At 56.4% G+C, this 17,574-nt stretch carries 19 protein-coding genes; 10 read left to right on the forward strand and 9 right to left on the reverse strand.

All coding sequences use genetic code 11. The annotated features are described in order from the left end of the window. Positions 1-30: 30 nt before the first annotated feature. The 4 genes from Q7F15_RS03205 to Q7F15_RS03220 are packed head-to-tail and all read left to right on the forward strand — an operon-like array spanning position 31 to position 2,711. Positions 31-792, forward strand: coding sequence for an energy-coupling factor ABC transporter permease (locus Q7F15_RS03205; protein WP_304415093.1), 762 nt, complete (start codon positions 31-33; stop codon positions 790-792). Next, positions 793-1,080 carry an energy-coupling factor ABC transporter substrate-binding protein gene (locus Q7F15_RS03210; RefSeq protein WP_230077396.1) on the forward strand — a complete coding sequence of 96 codons (288 nt, stop codon included), beginning with the start codon at positions 793-795 and terminating at the stop codon, positions 1,078-1,080. It abuts the gene before it with no gap. Then, positions 1,077-1,868 (forward strand): cobalt ECF transporter T component CbiQ, encoded by a 792-nt coding sequence (gene cbiQ / locus Q7F15_RS03215; protein WP_304415094.1) that lies wholly within the window; start codon positions 1,077-1,079, stop codon positions 1,866-1,868. Before Q7F15_RS03210 ends, cbiQ begins: the two co-directional genes overlap by 4 nt. Before the next feature lie 3 nt (positions 1,869-1,871). Beyond that, positions 1,872-2,711 carry an energy-coupling factor ABC transporter ATP-binding protein gene (locus Q7F15_RS03220; protein WP_304415095.1) on the forward strand — a complete coding sequence of 280 codons (840 nt, stop codon included), beginning with the start codon at positions 1,872-1,874 and terminating at the stop codon, positions 2,709-2,711. A gap of 218 nt (positions 2,712-2,929) precedes the next feature. Here the strand turns inward: Q7F15_RS03220 and glnA are convergent, their stop codons facing one another. After that, positions 2,930-4,348, reverse strand: a complete 1,419-nt coding sequence (glnA, locus tag Q7F15_RS03225) for a type I glutamate--ammonia ligase (RefSeq protein WP_304415096.1) — start codon at positions 4,346-4,348, stop codon at positions 2,930-2,932. Between the two features lie 222 nt (positions 4,349-4,570). Here glnA and panE point away from each other — a divergent pair, with 222 nt between their 5' ends. From panE to Q7F15_RS03240, 3 genes are all read left to right on the forward strand, one after another. Next, on the forward strand, positions 4,571-5,500 hold the full coding sequence (gene panE / locus Q7F15_RS03230) for a 2-dehydropantoate 2-reductase (protein WP_230077394.1): 930 nt from the start codon (positions 4,571-4,573) through the stop codon (positions 5,498-5,500). Positions 5,501-5,544: 44 nt separating this feature from the next. Then, on the forward strand, positions 5,545-6,483 hold the full coding sequence (locus Q7F15_RS03235; protein WP_171566809.1) for a 4-hydroxy-3-methylbut-2-enyl diphosphate reductase: 939 nt from the start codon (positions 5,545-5,547) through the stop codon (positions 6,481-6,483). A 137-nt stretch (positions 6,484-6,620) separates the two neighbouring features. Next, entirely contained in the window at positions 6,621-7,853 is a 1,233-nt protein-coding gene (locus Q7F15_RS03240; RefSeq protein ID WP_230077393.1) for an MFS transporter, read from the forward strand. Here Q7F15_RS03240 and Q7F15_RS03245 read toward each other — a convergent pair. Beyond that, a complete protein-coding gene (locus Q7F15_RS03245; RefSeq protein WP_171566811.1) occupies positions 7,843-8,232 on the reverse strand; it encodes a cupredoxin domain-containing protein in 390 nt (129 codons plus the stop codon). The two genes, Q7F15_RS03240 and Q7F15_RS03245, sit on opposite strands and share 11 nt — an antisense overlap. 446 nt (positions 8,233-8,678) lie before the next feature. Here Q7F15_RS03245 and Q7F15_RS03250 point away from each other — a divergent pair, with 446 nt between their 5' ends. Further along, positions 8,679-10,055: a helix-turn-helix domain-containing protein gene (locus Q7F15_RS03250; protein ID WP_304415097.1), complete on the forward strand. Its 1,377-nt coding sequence runs from the start codon at positions 8,679-8,681 to the stop codon at positions 10,053-10,055. A 161-nt stretch (positions 10,056-10,216) separates the two neighbouring features. Here the strand turns inward: Q7F15_RS03250 and Q7F15_RS03255 are convergent, their stop codons facing one another. Together Q7F15_RS03255 and Q7F15_RS03260 are read right to left on the reverse strand one after the other, a co-directional pair. Beyond that, positions 10,217-10,696, reverse strand: a complete 480-nt coding sequence (locus Q7F15_RS03255; RefSeq protein ID WP_304415098.1) for a hypothetical protein — start codon at positions 10,694-10,696, stop codon at positions 10,217-10,219. Positions 10,697-10,714: 18 nt separating this feature from the next. Continuing rightward, the gene (locus Q7F15_RS03260; RefSeq protein ID WP_304415099.1) at positions 10,715-10,963 is read right to left on the reverse strand and encodes an aspartyl-phosphate phosphatase Spo0E family protein; all 249 of its coding nucleotides are present in this window, start codon (positions 10,961-10,963) and stop codon (positions 10,715-10,717) included. Positions 10,964-11,172: 209 nt separating this feature from the next. On the opposite strand from Q7F15_RS03260, the gene Q7F15_RS03265 reads away from it, so the two are divergent. Further along, positions 11,173-12,531 (forward strand): helix-turn-helix domain-containing protein, encoded by a 1,359-nt coding sequence (locus Q7F15_RS03265; RefSeq protein ID WP_230077391.1) that lies wholly within the window; start codon positions 11,173-11,175, stop codon positions 12,529-12,531. Positions 12,532-12,675: 144 nt separating this feature from the next. Here the strand turns inward: Q7F15_RS03265 and Q7F15_RS03270 are convergent, their stop codons facing one another. Next, positions 12,676-13,299 carry a LysE/ArgO family amino acid transporter gene (locus Q7F15_RS03270; RefSeq protein ID WP_212132878.1) on the reverse strand — a complete coding sequence of 208 codons (624 nt, stop codon included), beginning with the start codon at positions 13,297-13,299 and terminating at the stop codon, positions 12,676-12,678. Positions 13,300-13,446: 147 nt separating this feature from the next. Here Q7F15_RS03270 and pdxR point away from each other — a divergent pair, with 147 nt between their 5' ends. Further along, positions 13,447-14,895: a MocR-like pyridoxine biosynthesis transcription factor PdxR gene (gene pdxR, locus Q7F15_RS03275; RefSeq protein WP_304415516.1), complete on the forward strand. Its 1,449-nt coding sequence runs from the start codon at positions 13,447-13,449 to the stop codon at positions 14,893-14,895. Between the two features lie 129 nt (positions 14,896-15,024). Here the strand turns inward: pdxR and Q7F15_RS03280 are convergent, their stop codons facing one another. The 4 genes from Q7F15_RS03280 to proC all read right to left on the reverse strand — a co-directional run bounded on the left by Q7F15_RS03280 (position 15,025) and on the right by proC (position 17,571). Continuing rightward, positions 15,025-15,354: a spore coat protein gene (locus tag Q7F15_RS03280; RefSeq protein ID WP_171566817.1), complete on the reverse strand. Its 330-nt coding sequence runs from the start codon at positions 15,352-15,354 to the stop codon at positions 15,025-15,027. Positions 15,355-15,369: 15 nt separating this feature from the next. Beyond that, positions 15,370-15,687 (reverse strand): ferritin-like domain-containing protein, encoded by a 318-nt coding sequence (locus Q7F15_RS03285; protein WP_171566818.1) that lies wholly within the window; start codon positions 15,685-15,687, stop codon positions 15,370-15,372. Between the two features lie 172 nt (positions 15,688-15,859). Then, a complete protein-coding gene (locus Q7F15_RS03290; RefSeq protein ID WP_304415100.1) occupies positions 15,860-16,666 on the reverse strand; it encodes a P-loop NTPase family protein in 807 nt (268 codons plus the stop codon). 62 nt (positions 16,667-16,728) lie between these two features. Beyond that, positions 16,729-17,571 (reverse strand): pyrroline-5-carboxylate reductase, encoded by an 843-nt coding sequence (gene proC / locus Q7F15_RS03295; RefSeq protein WP_171566820.1) that lies wholly within the window; start codon positions 17,569-17,571, stop codon positions 16,729-16,731. Positions 17,572-17,574 lie beyond the last annotated feature (3 nt).

The raw sequence follows: 17,574 nt of genomic DNA on the forward strand, positions 1-17,574 counted from the left end.
ATGTCGAACCAGATAGGGAGAGGATGCTCGATGAGCCGTTCGCGTTCGTTGATGAGCGGAATGCTTGTGACGGGATTTGTCCTGTACTTTCTGCTGAATGAGCCGGAGACCGGACACGCCATGCACATCATGGAAGGCTTTTTGCCGGTGGAGTGGGCGCTGTTCTGGTGGGCCGCGTTTCTGCCCTTTTTCCTGCTGGGCCTGCGCTCCATCAAGCGGCGGGTCCAGGATAACCCCGAGTTGAAGCTGCTGCTGGGGGTGGCGGGGGCGTTTGCCTTTGTTCTGTCCGCATTGAAAATTCCGTCTGTGACCGGGAGCAGTTCCCACCCGACCGGGACCGGCCTGGGAGCCATCCTGTTCGGTCCGCTGGTCATGTCGGTGCTGGGCACCTTGGTGCTGCTGTTCCAGGCCCTGCTGCTCGCCCACGGCGGCTTGACCACGCTGGGGGCCAACGCGTTTTCCATGGCAGTGGTCGGGCCGTTTGTGGCCTACGGGGTGTATCGGCTGGTGCTGCGGGCCAACGGCGGCCAGCGGCTGGCAGTGTTTCTGGCGGCTGCCCTGGCCGACCTGACCACGTACGTGGTGACGTCACTGCAGCTGGCGCTGGCGTTTCCGGCAGCATCCGGTGGTGTCGCCGCCTCGTTCGCCAAATTTGCCGGCATCTTCGCGCTGACGCAGGTGCCGCTGGCCGTAAGCGAGGGACTGCTGACGGTGCTCGTCTGGAACTGGCTGCAGTCGTACAATGCAAAAGAACTGTCGCAACTGCCGCTGCTCAAACGGGAGGGGATGTAAGTGAAACGCTGGTCAAACTGGGTGCTGTTGCTGCTGGTGGCGTTGTTGGCCGTGCTGCCGCTGATATTGGTGAAAGATTCGGAGTTTGGCGGAGCGGACGGCGCGGCGGAAGAAGCGATCAAAGAAGTGGCCCCCGACTATGAGCCCTGGTTCCAGCCGCTTGTGGAGCCGCCGGGCGGCGAGACGGAAAGCCTGCTGTTTGCCGTGCAGGCCGCGCTGGGCGCCGGATTTATCGGATATGCAATCGGCCTGTACCGGGGTCGGTTGAACAACGGCAAAGAACAATGATCGACCAGTTGGATACGCTCGCCTACACCAACCGGCTGCGCCGCCTGTCCCCCGGCTGCAAGCTGCTGTTTGCCGTGGCGCTGATGTTGATCGTCCTGGTCAGCCATCCGCCCGTGCAGATTGCCGCCTTTGTCTGGATCAGCATCTGGATTGTCGCCTACGCCCGCATTCCCTGGCGCGTCTACCTGGTCGGGCTCGTTCTCGCATGTTCGTTTCTGGCCGCGGGAATGCCGGCCCTGTTGGTGGAAGCGGCGCCTTCGTCCGGGTGGAGCAGCGGCGCCAATGTCCTGGCCGCCTGGCAGTGGGGAGGCTGGGTGATCTATGTGACCACGGACGGCGTCGACCGGGCAGTGACCCTCATGTGCCGTTCCCTCGCGGCACTGTCCTGCTTGTATTTCGTGCTCTTTACCGTGCCGTTTGCCGAACTGCTCCAGGTGCTGCGCCGCATCGGCCTGCCGGTGGTGCTGACCGATCTGGTGATGCTTATGTACCGTCTGGGGTTTGTGTTTCTGGAAACGGCAGCCTGGCTGCGGACCGCGCAAATCGCGAGGGGCGGCTATCAGGGGATTCGCGCGGCGCTCCGCGACACCGGCAGGTTGGTCAGCCGGCTGTTTGCACGTGCGATGCTCCGGTATCGGCAGCTGTACCTGGGCATGATGGCGCGAGGTTTCACGGAGGACTTTCGCGTCGTCAGCCTGTCAACACATGTCCGCTCCAAGCGGCACGAACGGGAGGCACTGGTCGGATGCGTGCTGCTGGCGGCATGGGAATGGTGGATCGGAGGATGAGACGTGACAACGCATGTGCTTGAGTTTGCCGATGTGCATTACACCTATCCGGGCGCCGCTCAGCCTGCGCTCAACGGCGTGACAATGGCCGTGCCGGCAGGCCGGCGATGTGCGCTGCTCGGCCGCAACGGCTGCGGCAAGTCGACGCTGTTTTTGCATGCAAACGGCATTTTTCGCCCGCACAAGGGACAGGTCCTGTGGAAAGGCGTGCCGATCAGTTCGCGGCGGGCAGATCTGCAGGCGCTCAAACGAAACGTAGGGCTTGTGTTTCAGGACCCGGAGCAGCAGTTGATCGCTGCCACTGTCGCCGAGGATGTGTCGTACGGGCTGTGCAATCTCCATCTGCCGGAAGCGGAGATCAGGGAAAAAGTGCGGCGGACACTGGAGGCATTCGGCCTGAGTGAGTGGGCTGACACTCCGGTGCATCATCTGAGTCTCGGCCAGAAGCGGCGGGTGGCCCTGGCCGGCGTGATGGTGATGGAACCGGAACTGCTGCTGCTGGATGAGCCGACGTCCTACCTGGACCCGTGGCAGACGGAGGCCTTTGTCCGTCAGTTGGAGCGCATCCACGCAGTAGGCACGACAATTGTAATGGCGACGCATGACCTGGATTTCGCATACGCCTGGGCGGACTGGGTGTTTGTGATGGATGCGGGGCGGCTTGTGCTGGCAGGGGAGCCGGAGCGTGTCTTTGCCCGTCGGGACATCCTGGAGGTTTTGCAGTTCAAACGGCCCGCCGTGCTGGAACTGTGGGAATCCCTTCCCGGCCATGTGAAAGAACGGCTCGGCCCCGGCCTGCCCAAGACGACGGGCGAGCTGGCGGAGCGGCTGCGTTTGTTGTAGCGTTGTTTGCCCCTTATCCGCGTCGCGTTTTGGAGCGGACGCATTCGACTACTTTGCTGGTTGTCAAGAGAGCGAGCGGGCACCATCACACATGACTGATTTTGCCTGCAAACAAACTGAGACCGAGGCACAATGCCTCGGTCTTTTTGTTGCTTCTGTATTTGCGGCGGATTCGGTTTCTCGCGGTTCCAGATTGGAGGATTGCCCGAGCGCTTGGCTTACAGATCGTAGTACAGTTCGTATTCCTTCGGATTGACGGTGCGCTCCACTTGTTGGATTTCGTCGCGCTTGAGGGCGATCCAGGTTTCGATCACGTCGTGAGTGAAGACGCCGCCCTCCAGCAGGAAGGCATGGTCGCGTTCCAGCGCGTTCAGCGCTTCTTCCAGCGAGCCGGGTGCGCTCTTGATCTCATGTTTTTCTGCATCGGTGAGGTCGTAGATGTTGCGGTCAACCGGCCCGAATCCCAGTTCGCGCGGATCAAGCCCGCGCTTGATTCCGTCCAGACCGGCCATCAGCATGGCGGCAAAGGCCAGGTACGGATTCGCCGTGGAGTCCGGGGTGCGAAACTCGATGCGAGCCGCTTTCGGCGTCATGGCAGCCACCGGGATGCGGATGGCAGCGGAGCGGTTCCCTTTGGAGAAGACCAGGTTGACCGGCGCTTCATAGCCGGGCACCAGCCGTTTGAACGAGTTGGTGCTCGGATTGGTCAGCGCAATCAGGGCCGGGGCGTGATACAGGATGCCGCCAATGTAATAGAGCGCCATTTGGCTCAGGTTGGCGTAGCCGCCTTTTTCGTAGAAGAGCGGTCGCTCGCCGTCAAACAGGCTTTGATGCACGTGCATGCCGCTGCCGTTGTCGCCGACGATCGGTTTCGGCATGAAGGTGGCCGTCTTGCCGTGTTTGGCCGCCACGTTGCGGACGATGTACTTGAACAGCAGCAGGTTGTCAGCCGTGCGCGTCAGGGTGTCAAAGCGGAAGTTGATTTCCGCTTGCCCGGCAGTGGCCACCTCGTGGTGATGGCGCTCCACTTTCAGGCCGGCTTGGGTCATGAGTGTGCACATCTCATTGCGGATGTCCACCTGTGTGTCAGTCGGCTGCACGGGGAAGTAGCCGCCCTTGTTGCGCACCTTGTAGCCGAGGTTTTGCCCTTCCTTCCCGGTGTTCCAGAACGCTTCCTCGGAGTCGATATGGAAGAAGGAACCGGACGGTCCGGAAGCGTAGCGGACGTTGTCAAACAGGAAAAATTCCGATTCCGGGCCGAAGTAGGCGTCGGTGGCCAGGCCTGTCTGTTTCAGGTAGCGTTCCGCCTTCAGGGCGATGCCGCGCGGGTCGCGTTCGTAGGGAGTGCCGTCGGGATTGTAAATGTCGCAGACGATGTTCAGCGTTTTCGCTTCGACAAACGGGTCGATAAATGCGCTGGCGGGGTCGGGCATCGCCACCATGTCGCTGTCTTCGATGCCTTTATACCCAACCAGGCTGGAGCCGTCAAAGGCGACGCCGTTGAGGAAGGTCCCTTCGTCAACCGCATAGGCGGGGATGGTCACATGATGCTGGCGGCCGGACAGGTCGACGACGCGAAAGTCAACATATTCGATGTTTTCTGATTCAATCAGGGAAAGAACTGATTTCATATCCATTTTGATCACTCCATGGCGAATATTCTTAGGTGAAATCTGTGTTAATGTTCGATTTTTTAATTTCATATTAGCGATTATAGTGTTTGGATTTTTGCGCTGTCAATAGGTTTTATGACGCATAATGTTAGGTTTTATTACATAATAGTGCGGGGTATCGCATCAGCTTCCGTTTTATTAGAATGGAGACAGACTATTTTGAACTAAGATGGGGAGGAAATGCGGATGAACGTATTGGTCTTGGGAGCAGGTGCGGTGGGCGGTTATTTTGGCGCCCGATTGGCGGAAAAAGGGGAAAATGTTACCTTCCTCGTGCGAAAACGTCGGCAGGAACAGCTGTTGAAGCGGGGCCTGCGCGTACATAGCGTGCACGGCGACATTCATCTCGACCAACCGCAGTTGATCGTCGCAGGTGAAGCAGCAGGGCCCTTTGACGTGGTGATCCTGTCCAACAAGGCCTATCATCTGGACGACAGCCTGGAGTCGATTGCTCCGTACGTGGGCGAACAGACGGTGGTGATACCGCTCTTGAACGGGATTGCCCACATGGAGCAGTTATGGGCGCGTTTTGGACGGGAGCGGGTCCTCGGCGGTCTCTGTTTTATCGAGACGACGCTGAACGAGGATGGCGATGTGGTGCAGACCAGCCCGACGCACGAAGCGGTGTTCGGCGAGTGGGAAGGCGGGCGAAGCGAGCGGGTGGACGCGATCGAACGGGCTTTTGCCGGGACGGCGGCCACGATCAGGGCGAGCGCCAACATCCAGCGCGACATGTGGCACAAGTACCTGTTCATCACCACCTTGTCGGGCATGACCACGTTGATGAACGCAGCGGTAGGGCCGATCCGCGATGCCGTCTACGGGATGGAGCTGACGCGCCAACTGGCCGAAGAGGCGGCCGCCGTGATGCGCGCGCTGCATGCCCCGATCGACGAAGACATCGTCGAGAAGCAGATGAAGACGTTTCAAAATCTGGGCTACGGAATGAAGTCCTCGATGCTGCGCGACATGGAAAAAGGACTGCCGGTGGAAGCGGATCACCTGCAGGGCTACCTGCTGCGGCGGGCGGAGGAACTGGGTGTGGCCGCGCCGCTGCTCAAAGTTGTGTACAATAATCTGAAGGTTTACGAACGGAAGCGGGAAGCAGGCAAATAAGGTATAATAGTAACGGTTTGTTTATTTCGAGAGGAGGGGTACACATGGAAGTGATCAAGATTTCCCCCCGCGGATACTGTTACGGCGTCGTGGACGCCATGGTGCTGGCGCTGAAAACGGCGCAAAATTTTGACCTGCCCCGACCGATTCACATTTTGGGGATGATTGTACACAACGCCCACGTCGTTGAGGCGTTTGAAAAACTGGGTGTAAAGACGCTGGACGGCGAAGACCGGCTGGCGCTGCTCGACAAGATTGACAAGGGGACGGTGATCTTCACCGCGCACGGCGTTTCCCCCGAAGTGCGGAAAAAGGCGCGTGAAAAGGGCTTGACCGTGGTAGACGCCACCTGCCCGGACGTCACCAAGACCCATGACCTGATCCGCGAAAAAGTGGCGGAGGGGTATCACGTCATCTACATCGGCAAAAAAGGGCATCCGGAGCCGGAGGGAGCTGTCGGCATTGCTCCCGACAGGGTGCATCTGGTGCAGACCGTGGACGAGATCGAGGCGCTGAATCTGCCCGTCGACAAACTGATCGTGACCAACCAGACGACGATGAGCCAGTGGGACGTCAAACACCTGATGGACGCGATCATCAAACGCTTCCCGCAGGTGGAGGTCTACAACGAAATCTGCCTGGCCACACAGGTGCGCCAGGAGGCAGTCGCGGAGCAGGCCGGAGAGGCCGATCTCTGCATCGTCGTCGGCGACCCGCGCAGCAACAACTCCAACCGGCTGGCGCAGGTGGCGGAAGAGATTGCCGGCGTGCCGGCCTACCGCATCGCTGATTTGTCCGAACTGAATCTGGAATGGCTGAAAGGAAAGAAAAAGGTGGCGGTCACGTCCGGTGCGTCCACGCCGACGCCGTTGACCAAAGAGGTGATCCAGTTCCTGGAGCAGTACGACGAGACAAAGCCGGAGACCTGGGAGAAAAAGCGGACAGTCAACATGGAGAAAATCCTCCCGGCAGTGAAGCAGTAAAGCGGGCCGCTGCCGACGGAGACGAGAACCGTCACCACAAGAAATTACCGCGTTTCCGACATCTGAACCCAAGCGCAATTTGGCCGAGGAGACGAGCGGGCACGCTCGTCTCTTCGGCCTGAACCAAAGGAGAGCTTATGTCTGAAGCACTGACCAGTCAAGCGAGCGACGAACGCGGGGCACAGCGCATCCACCTGAACGCATTTTACCTGTTTGCCTACTACGGATTCGGCTCGTTTTTTCCGCTCATTACCCAGTACTACGATTCGATCCGCCTGACCGGAACGCAGATCGGCGTGATCAGCGCCGTGACACCGGTGATCTCCATTGTGACACAGCCGCTGTGGGGCATGATCTGCGACCGCTTTCACATCCGCAAGCAGGTCCTGATGCTGACCCTGGCAGCAGCGGGGGCGATCGGGCTGCTGTTTCCCGCCGTTTCCACGTTTGCCTGGGTGTTTTTGCTCTACATCGCCATGTCCGTGTTTCAAAGTGCGGTCGTACCCGTGTCGGACAGCCTGGCACTGGGGTATGCGAAACGGCACAACGTCCAGTTCGGCGACATTCGCATGTGGGGCGCAGTCGGGTTTGCCCTCGCCGCCTTTCTGACCGGGTTGGCGGTGGAACAATGGGGGCCTGCCGCCATTTTTTACTCGTACTGCGGCGCCTACCTGATCGCCTGCCTGTTTCTGCGCCGGATTCCGGAACACACGGATGCGGCGCCGTTTACCGTGAGTGTGTTCAAGGGACTGACTCAGCTGATCCGCCTGCCGCGGTTTGTCCTGTTTCTCGCGGCTACCTTTTTTATCTTTGGGACGATCAATGCCCATAACATCTGGTTTTCCCTGTACTACCAGCACATCGGGGGAACGGTGGCCGGCGTGGGTCTGGCCTTTCTGCTCTTTGCCGGCAGTGAGGCGCCGTTTATGAAAATCGCCGGTTACTTTGTGCGCCGCTGGGGGCTGGAGCTGACCATTCTGCTTTCGAGCACGGTCTCCGCCCTGCGCTGGCTCTGGTACAGCACGGCTCCCGACACGACCTGGGTGATCGCCCTCTTTTTCATCCAGGGTCTCTCCGTCGGATGTTATCTGGCCACGGCAGCGCAGTTCGTGCGGGAAAACACGCCCGCTTCCTTGCAGGTGACCGCGCTTGCCATCTACGCTTCCATCGGCAACGGTCTGGGCTCGATGACCTGCAACCTGTTGGGCGGCTGGATCAAGGACACGTTTTCCATCCTGGAGACGTACCTGTTTTTCGGTCTGGCCTCGGTAGCCGGACTCATTCCGCTGCTGATCATCCGCTTTGGGCCGTGGAAGCACGCTTCGGCCGAGCAGCAGGAACAGTTCGCGTCAGGACAGCTTAGTCGATAATCAGCAGTCCCTGATACCCTGTTTCCGGATAACCGGGCGTATCCGAGACAAACGGATAGCGCCCTTTTTTGCTGGCCGTAAACTGGAGCGTCGTCGACTGGCTCGGTTTCAGATCGGCGGAAGAGATGTTCAACTCGCGAATCACCAGGTTGTGGGGACGGGTGTCCGTGTTGACGACCGTCAGGGAAACGGTCTCTCCCTGGTGAAAGACGAGCCGGTTGGGCAAAAAGCCGGCGCTGGCAATGGTGACGGTTTGCACCCGTTGGGCCGCGACCGGGGAGGTATTTATGCGGTAGTGGTCATGCAAGGCTAATAACCCCGATATCAGCGCCAGCGCGATAAACGGATAGCGAAGCTGCCTGAAACGGTGACGAGTCATTACACTTCAGCTCCTTCGCGTGTGCATGATCTGTGCTGTTACTATTATCCTGTCCTGGCCTGGGCGGGGATAAACACAGCGATGGTGCGCAGATGATGGATGATCCGAGCGCGAAAAAAGCCCTGCTCCCAACATGATGTCGGGATCAGGGCTTTTGCTGTCATTGACCACGCTTGCCGGCGATCATTTCAGAGGTTCTCAATGATTTGCGAAACGTCTTCGTGATTTTTTGCGCGCCAGCCCTCCATGTCCGAATGCCTCCAAGATTGATAGTGCGATTCTATTTCCTTCCTTTACTGTACCCACCATTTACTAAAAGGGCAAAAACACCTCTTATGTTTTACGATTTTATACAATGATCGACAAATAATGGAGAGCCATTATATTGAAGCAGTATAACAATCTGGATATAATTTTGCAAAAAATATGAATTGGGAGTGATTTGGTTGGCAAATAACCAAATTCCACGGAGAACCATTGGGGATTTGCTGTCCCTTTACCGCAGACAAAACAACCTTTCATTCGCACAGGTTGAGGCGCAGACTGGAGTAACAAAAGGGGCGCTATATAAAATAGAAAGCGGGGAAACGAAGCGGCCTGAATATAAAACAGTTAAGGCATTAGCGGCCATCCTGCCTCAGCCCTTTGAGGAAATCATTGAGTGTTATGTGGAAGGAGAACAACGGCCAGATACGTTGTATGAGGTGCTGCAGGATGTCATTCAACGAGGCAGCAGCATTCCGCTGTTGGAAAAAGTGGCCGTCAAGTTCCTGCAATCTCCCCAGGCAGACACCTATACAGCGTTGGAACGGTTGTATCACCTCGCTGACACCACCACCAATACCGAGCTCAGCCTGCCGCTTTTCAACACTATTGTCAAATACGCGAGAGAACACGGAATCCCACAGTATATTGCCAAAGGGCTGCTCAAAAAATACCTGATTGAAAGGTATGATTTGAAGCGGTTGGACGATTCATTCAGGCTTGGCCAAGAAATTATGCATTACATTGACTTTTTAACCCCAGACGAACAGACGATTTATTATTTTAGGATGGCGCTCCATGCCTACACCATTCAAAAATACAAACGGTGTATTGAATATTGTGAAGCGGGCCTTGCGTTGAATACGGCTGAATCGGAACTGACAGCCAGAGCGTATTTGGCCATGATCAACTCATATTCTCGTTTGGGGGAGTATGACGCTGTTGAATTACGCTTGTGTGTGTTTGAAAGGTTTGATTATGAATTTGTTGCGGAAGCGGCCAAGCTTACCCGTGCGATCGTAAAATCACGCAAAAAAGAATATGATGTGGCTGTTCCCATGTTGAAAGAGTGTTTACAAGAGATTAGCCCGGATTCTCGCATTCATGTTGTGAATGAACTGCTGGACATTTATCTGCAGACGAACAATCACCATGAAATTGCCGAGCTGCTGAGAAAGGAAAAAGAAATTCTGCCGGAAAATCCGCAAACACCCTATAAACATCAGTCGATTGGAAGATACTATCGCTACAAGGGAGAGTTTCAAATACAGACAGGCTCCCTCGATGAAGGGATTGGCAGTTATATTGACGGATTGTTCGCTTACGGAGAGGTGAATGCCTATGATGAAATAACGGAATCATTTATTCTTTCTCAGTTTTATTTGTTGGAAAAGTATATGGATTATCATGATCTTACGAAAATGAAAGACTTGTATGATCGGATAATGAAAAAACAGTTGTCAAGAGCAAGTGTGACCAATGAGAAAACCATAAGGGAAAACCTTATGCACCACAATAATGTCGATTCCAGGGAAGTAACCCGTTCCCGAATTGAATAAACGACTTTACGTGCTCAGAAAGGAAACTATTGATCGTGTATTTGCAGATCTAAAGGAGAAGCATGGTTAAAAACTCCCTCGACTGCACTGGCAACGAGGGAGTTTGTCTCTTCAGTCTGAGCCCTGCTCCCAACATGATGTCGGGATCAGGGCTTTTGCTGTCATTGACCACGCTTGCCGGCGATCATTTCGATCGCTTCGCCGGTGTTGGCATCAATCATCACGTGAACATCAGCGTTCACGTATTGGTTCCTGCCGGGCTTCCCGTTTCTCGGCATCTCCACGCCGTGGAAGGTTACAATCCAGACGGGAACACCTTGTCCATGCGCATCCGTCAATCGCGCCAGCGCCATCGTCACCTTCTCCGCAGTCGCCGCGCGTGAGGAACCAATGAATCGCTTCGCCGCTGCAAGCGCAGTGTTTTCATCCACTTTTGCCGCTTCATCCAATGCCTGGACGTTCAATCCGTTGTCGACAAACGTGCAGCTTTCTGCCAGTCGCTGAACCTCGGCGGCATACACAGCCGTTCGCTCCTGTCCCGGATCGGGGGGAGAAGCGGTCAGCTGTGCTGCGGCAGCCGATGTGATTCCAACCGCAGCGACAATGACGGCACTTGCTGCGAATCCGAAAGGTTTTTTCAAGAAGCCGTCAACTCCTTTTTATCGCTCGGATATCCCGCTCGGGCCGGGATGTTTGCGGTAAGGTGAGCGGAGAAGAAACCTGCCTTTCCTGCTTTCCAGCAACATTCGCTGACGCTCCACGATGTACCTGTCCAGTTCCTGGCTTACACGCAATACAGCACAATCCGTCAACGATCCTTTTTGTTTGACAATCTCATTCAGTTGTTTTTGGAGGTTCTCAATGATTTGCGAAACGTCTTCGTGATTTTTGGCGCGCCAGCCCTCCATGTCCGAATGCCTCCAAGAATTGATAGTGCGATTCCATTTCCTTCCTTTACTGTACCTACTATTTACCAAATGTCACCAACTTCACTTTTTAGAAAACGTTCGACATTTTAATACACTGATATAAAGACAAAAAGATTTTTATTGATCTGTTTTTATTTTCTGTTTATAATCTCTATAAAATAGTAATGTTTGGAAATGGAGTGTTATAGTTGGAAAGAAACCAACGACGAAGGAAAACCCTCGGAGATTTATTATCTCTTTACCGTAAACAAAGCGGGGTTTCTTTTTCGGAAGTGGAAGCACAAACTGGTGTGACCAAAGGGGCACTTTATAAGATTGAAAGCGGGGAAACGAAGCGGCCGGAATACAAAACAGTTAAGGCGTTAGCTGCTGTCCTGCCTCAGCCCTATGAAGAAATCATTGAATATTACGTGGAAGACGAACAACGGTCAGAGACGTTATATGAAATCCTGCAGGATGTCATGCAACGAGGCAGCAGCATTCCACTGTTGGAAAAAGTGGCCGTCAAGTTCCTGCAATCTCCCCAGGCAGACACCTACACAGCATTGGAACGGCTGTATCACCTCGCTGACACCACCACCAATACCGAGCTCAGCCTGCCGCTTTTCAATACCATTGTCAAGTACGCGAGAGAACACGGAATCCCGCAGTATATTGCCAAAGGGCTGCTCAAAAAATATCTGATTGAAAGGAATGATTTGAAACGGTTGGACGATTCATTCCGAGTTGGCGAAGAAATTACGCATTACATTGACTTTTTAAGCCGAGATGAACAAACGATTTATTATTTTAGGATGGCGCTCCATGCCCACAACATCCAGCAATACGAACGGTGTATTGAATATTGTGAAGCGGGCCTTAAATTGAAAACGGCTGAAACGGAACTGACAGCCAGAGCGTACTTGGCCATGATCAACTCATTTTATTGGTTGGGGGAGTATGATGCTGTTGAATCCCACTTGCGTGTGTTTGAAAGGTTTGATTATGAATTTGTTGCATATACAGCCAAGTTTACGTGTGCGATCGTAAAAGCACGCAAAAAAGAATATGATGTGGCTGTTCCCATGCTGAAAGAGTGTTTACGCGAGGTTAGCCCGGATTCTCGCATTCATGTTGTGAATGAACTGCTGGACATTTATCTGCAGACAAACAATCATCATGAAATTGCCGAGCTGCTGAGAAAGGAAAAGGAAATCCTGCCGGAGAATCCACAGACTCCCTATAAACATCGATCGATCGGAAAGTACTATCGCTACAAGGGAGAGTTTCAAATACAGACAGGCTCCCATGAGGAAGGGATTGACAGTTATCTTAACGGTTTGTGCGCCTACGGAGAAGTGAGTGCCTACCAGGAAATAATCGAATGTATGACTGACATTCTGTCACAGTTCACTAAGTTGAAAAAATCAATTGATATACAATATGTGGAAAATATAAGGGGTTGTATGGTAAAATTTATAAAAAAAGGCAAAGGAGAGGTGTGTAATAATGAAAACATTGAAGACATTGACTGTATTAGCCCTGTTTATTGTTGTATTTATGAATGATCAGCCCATAAAAAAAGTGGGAAGTTTTAGCGCTGATATTTTGTATAAAAAAAATATTCAGATGCATACAATGGATCCGGGACATTAACCAAAAACGATTGAAAGGGAAGCCACGTGCTCCCCTTTCTTGCTTCCTGGCGATCCTTACGCAGTCAGATCCCGCACCAGCGAAACCGCCATGTACGCGGCAACGCCCCAGATGAGAAAGGCGGAGGCGACGTTGAGGGCGCGCAGCAGCCGGCCGGACGAGTCAAGTCTGCCCGCCATCCGTCCGGCCAGCGCCAGTCCGAAAAACCACAGCCAGGAGACGAGAATGCAGGCGGCGGCGAATCCCCACTTCGCCGCTCCGGCATAGCCCAGCGAGCTGGTGCCGATGACGCCGATCGTGTCCAGGATCGCGTGCGGATTCATCAGCGACACCGATGCGGCGAACATCACCTGGCGTTTCGGCGGGAACTGCTCCGCCTCCTGCGTCTCGGCAGAGGGGCGGCTTCGCCAGGTGAGGATGCCCATGTAGATGAGAAAGCAGACGCCCCCGGCATAGAGGATGGTTTTCAGCCAGGCAAAGGTGAGCACCGCCAGCGACACGCCCAGCACGGCCAGCAGGATCAGGAGCGTGTCGCAGACGGCTGCGGTCAGGACGACAGGCAGCGCCCGCCACAGCGTCGGCTGGGCCGCCCCCTGATTGAAGACAAAGACATTTTGCACGCCGAGCGGCAGGATTAATCCGAATGCGAGCACAAATCCGTGCAACGCGGCTTCCCACATGCGAAAAGCTCCTCCTTTTGCGGTGTATCTCATGGCTTCCACAGTAAGACAAATCGGGCCGTCTGTCTCCAGCCAATTGGTTTGGCAGCGACCCGACCAATTGGCTACAATAGGGGAAGCATGAAGACCGGAGGAGGGATCACGATGGTGCCGACGATTGACTGGAAGCCGGACAGGGCGTCGGATGTGCCGATCTACGCCCAGATTGTTGCCTACATCCGGGAAAAAATCGCCACCGGCGACTGGCCGGTCAAAAGCAGACTGCCGACGCAGCGGGCCCTGGCCGAGGCGTTTGGCGTCAACCGGAGCACGGTGGTGACGGCGCTGGACGAACTGAAGGCGGAAGGGCTGATCGAAGCGGTCGTGGGCAGCGGCACCGTGGTCAGCAACAACACCTGGTCGCTGCTGGCGTCCGCTCCGCCTCCTGATTGGCTGAGCTACGTCCAAGCGGGCGAACATCCGCCCAATCAGCCGACCATCCAGGCCATCAACCGGCATGAATACGATCCGCAGATCATTCGGCTGGGCACGGGGGAACTGTCGCCCGACCTGCTGCCGTCTGCCGGCATGGCGGAGATTATGGGACGATTGGGCGGACAGAATGCCCAGCTCGGCTATACGGAACCCAAAGGGCTGAAGTCACTGCGGCAGGCGATCAGCGCCCACCTGCGGACGCGCGGCATCGATGCGCCGCCGTCGTCCATCCTCGTCGTGTCCGGTGCACTGCAGGCGCTGCAGCTCATCTCGCTGGGCATTTTGCGCCAAGGCTCGGCCATATTGCTGGAGCGCCCTTCCTATCTGTACTCGCTGCCGGTGTTTCAGTCGTCGCGCATGCGGCTGACGGGCGTTCCGCTGGACGAGGAAGGGATTCGTCCGGATGCGCTGGCACGGCTGAAACAGGCCCACCACGCCGCTCTGCTCTACACCATACCGTCCTTTCACAATCCGACCGGCAGCCTGATGTCGGAGAGACGGCGGCAGCAGGTGCTGGCCGTCTGCGAACGGGAGCGGCTGCCCATCCTGGAGGATGACGTCTACGGCGAACTGTGGCTGGACGAGCCGGGGCCGCCTCCGCTGAAGGCGCTCGACCCCAACGGGCTGGTCCTGTACGTGGGCAGCCTGTCCAAATCGCTCAGCCCCGGGCTGCGGATTGGCTGGGTTGTCGGGCCGGAACCGGTTGTCGAACGACTGGCCGACGTGAAAATGCAGACCGATTACGGAGCCAGCGCTCTGTCCCAGCTGGTGGCGGCGGAATGGCTGAGCAGCGGCCTGTACCAACGCCATCTGCAAACGGTGAGGGAGGCTCTTCGAGCGCGCAGGGCGTGCGCGTGCGAGTCGCTCAGGCGCTGGTTTGCCGATCTGGCGGAATGGCGATATCCGCAGGGCGGCTTTTACATCTGGCTGCGGCTGCGCCGGGCGGTGTCGATGCGGACTCTCTTTTCGCGGGCGCTGGCCGAGGGCATTCTGCTGAATCCGGGCTACATCTATGACGGCACGGACGACTGCCACCTGCGCCTCTCGTACGCATACGCCGATGAGCAGCAGATGGAGCGGGCGCTTCACCGCCTGTCCCGATTGATCAGAGAGATGATGTGACCGTCGGCAGAGCAGCGAGCGGGCCCCCTCACCCATGGGCTACGGACTTGTCTGCAAACAGAAGGGACATCCCTTGTCGGATGTCCCTTCAGACTGAAGACAAATTTCCCGGTTTGCAGCGATCGTCTATCAGTGATACGGAAACTGCGTGGAATATCCGCTGAACTGCTGATACGCCTGCTGCAGCTTTTGCTGGTCTTCCGCCTCCAGCTTGTACCATCCCTTTTGGAACATCAGATTAAACATCTCGCGGGCGCTGTGGTGCGTCTCCGTCAGGATGTGCAGCAGGTCGTCGTAGAGCTGCTGGTGGCTGGCTTCCCGTACGGCGACGTTCAGGCTGTCCGTCAGGTACTTGCATGTCGCCAGGCCGTCGTTCAAGAAGTCCCGGTCGTTCATCTGCGGCCCTTTTACCTTGGGAACACCCGTCTGCGGATTGGCAATCTGGTTTTGGTTTGGCATCTCATATCCCTCCTTTTACTGCATCTGCTGTTGTTGCTGCTGTTGCTGCTGTGCCTGTGTCTGGGGTATGGCAGCCATCGCCTGTGCGTTGTTTACCTGCAGGTGGCTAAGCAGTTTCTGGTAGTGGCGCTGATGCATCTGACCTGCTTTTTCCAGCGCCTGTTTCACCTGCGGGTCGGTCGCCTGTTGGGCGAAGAAGTGCAGCTTTTTAAACGCCAGCAGTTCCCAGGAAAGGGCGTCCTTCAAATAGCTGGCGTCTTTGGTCGAAATCACGCGGGGCGGTTGGGGCATCGGTGCCTGCGTTTGCTGAGGAGTGAACATCGTCGTTGACATGAGGCGATCTCCTTTCAGGTAAAATGGGATACACTCCATAGCTTGAGCAGCGGGAAGGCGGGTCATGACTTGTATTTGCAGGCAAAATGAAAGCCGGTTTGCCTCGTGTCAAATGACAGTCAGCAAACCGGCGAAGCCGTTGCGTATGTGGGAGTACTTGGGAGGAAATCCATTAAACCAATTGCAAGCGCATAATCCGTATGTCAATGCTGACCGGGGCAAAATTGAGACAGTGGCTCGTTTCCTGATGTAGCGCCTCTTGAATCTCCCGGGCCAACGGGGGAATGGACGTCCCATACGGGAGCCGGACATCCAGGGATACCTGCAGACGGGGCACGTCTTCAAACGTGTAGGTCATGTTCTTCACCTGGCTGACGTACGGAAAGCGGCTGCACGTCACCTGGACGATCTTGCGCAGCACCTGCGGATGAATCAGGATGCGGCCGCCGGTAAACGGCGGGTGTACCACCGTCGTTTCCCCGATCACTTCCTTTTTGGCGGAAAAAATCTGTTGGGCGGAGGCGATCATCCGCTGCCAGAAGTCTTTTTCCACCTCGACGCGGGGAATCGGGATCACGTGCTTTCCCTGGGTCTCCCGAATGTACCGGGCCGCTTCGATCTCATGCGCTGGTTTGATCGCTTCGATCGGAATGTAGCGGACAGGGGTGGGCAGGTCCAGCGCTTCCCGTATCCGCTCGATCATTCGCTTCGAGGTGCCGATCACCAACAGGCGCTGAGGGCGGAGGGCGGCGAGAGCGCGGCGCACTTCCTCCGCGTGGTCGCGGTAGTGGAAAATGGCCCGCTTGACCGCCTGGATTTTCGTTTTTTCGTACTTGGCGGAGGTGCCGGCCACCTTGCGGCCCTGGTAAATCAGGATGCCGTCGTCAATGATGGCGCTGATGTCCATCTGGTGGGCCAGCTGCAGCGCACTCGTGCTTTTTCCCGTCCCGCTCGTACCGTAGAAGGCGTAAATCTCCATCGGCTCCTCCTCGTCCGTGTTTTTTCTTTAGTATACACGATCGGGCGCAGGCGCAAAACGGATCACCGGTACTGGGCGCCAAGCTCGCGGGCCCGTTCAGCGGCGCGCAGCACCGCGGAGGTGACGGCGTGTTGAAAGCGGTACGAATCCAGGACTTCCAGACCGGCCTGGGTGGTGCCGCCCGGACTGGTTACTTTTTTCCGCAAAAGGGCGGGCTCATCGCTGGAGTGGAGCAGCATCTGCGCTGCTCCCAGCAGGGTCTGGACGGTGAGCTGCCGGGCCATTTCGCGGGACAGGCCGGCTTTCGCGCCCGCGCCTTCCATCGCTTCTGCCAGGTAGTACACGTAGGCCGGGCCGCTGCCGGAGAGGCCGGTGATGATGTCCAGCTCGTCTTCAGACACGATGTGGACGGAGCCGATCGCTTCAAACAGAGCAGTGGCGGCGCCAAGCTGCTGCTCACTCACGGCGTGGTTGGCGGAGAGGCCTGTGACGGACAGCCCGACGGCGGACGACGTGTTCGGCATCGTTCTGACGATCGGGCCATTGGTGCCCAGCCAGTCGCTGATGCAAGCCGTGGAAACGCCGGCGACGACGGAAATCACCAGTTGATCGGGACGGACGAGTCCGCGCAGGCTGCGGCACGCATCCGGAGCGTCTTTGGGCTTCATCGCCAGGATGAGAATATCGGATTGCTCCACCAGAGCGGCTTTGTCCTCACAGGCGTTCACCCCGAACGTCTCTGCCAGATGCCTGAGCCGCGCCTGGTCGCTGCGGTTGGCGACAAAAATCCGCTCCGGTGCAATGAGTTCGTTTTTCAATATGCCGGCCAGCATGGCCTCGACGATCGAACCGGCTCCGAGAAAGCCGAGCCGCGTATCGAAAGAGAGCGTTGAATGTTCACTCATGCT

Origin of the sequence: Brevibacillus aydinogluensis, from assembly GCF_961514395.1 — a bacterium.
Taxonomy (GTDB): Bacteria; Bacillota; Bacilli; order Brevibacillales; family Brevibacillaceae; genus Brevibacillus; species Brevibacillus aydinogluensis.

Coding starts and splice junctions, on each gene's coding strand:
- Q7F15_RS03205 (WP_304415093.1), top strand. CDS start 31: ATGAGCCGTTCGCGTTCGTTGATGAGCGGAATGCTTGTGACGGGATTT.
- cbiQ (WP_304415094.1), top strand. CDS start 1,077: ATGATCGACCAGTTGGATACGCTCGCCTACACCAACCGGCTGCGCCGC.
- glnA (WP_304415096.1), bottom strand. CDS start 4,348: ATGGATATGAAATCAGTTCTTTCCCTGATTGAATCAGAAAACATCGAA.
- panE (WP_230077394.1), top strand. CDS start 4,571: ATGAACGTATTGGTCTTGGGAGCAGGTGCGGTGGGCGGTTATTTTGGC.
- Q7F15_RS03235 (WP_171566809.1), top strand. CDS start 5,545: ATGGAAGTGATCAAGATTTCCCCCCGCGGATACTGTTACGGCGTCGTG.
- Q7F15_RS03240 (WP_230077393.1), top strand. CDS start 6,621: ATGTCTGAAGCACTGACCAGTCAAGCGAGCGACGAACGCGGGGCACAG.
- Q7F15_RS03245 (WP_171566811.1), bottom strand. CDS start 8,232: ATGACTCGTCACCGTTTCAGGCAGCTTCGCTATCCGTTTATCGCGCTG.
- Q7F15_RS03260 (WP_304415099.1), bottom strand. CDS start 10,963: ATGGAGGGCTGGCGCGCCAAAAATCACGAAGACGTTTCGCAAATCATT.
- Q7F15_RS03270 (WP_212132878.1), bottom strand. CDS start 13,299: ATGTGGGAAGCCGCGTTGCACGGATTTGTGCTCGCATTCGGATTAATC.
- Q7F15_RS03280 (WP_171566817.1), bottom strand. CDS start 15,354: ATGCCAAACCAAAACCAGATTGCCAATCCGCAGACGGGTGTTCCCAAG.
- Q7F15_RS03285 (WP_171566818.1), bottom strand. CDS start 15,687: ATGTCAACGACGATGTTCACTCCTCAGCAAACGCAGGCACCGATGCCC.
- Q7F15_RS03290 (WP_304415100.1), bottom strand. CDS start 16,666: ATGGAGATTTACGCCTTCTACGGTACGAGCGGGACGGGAAAAAGCACG.
- proC (WP_171566820.1), bottom strand. CDS start 17,571: ATGAGTGAACATTCAACGCTCTCTTTCGATACGCGGCTCGGCTTTCTC.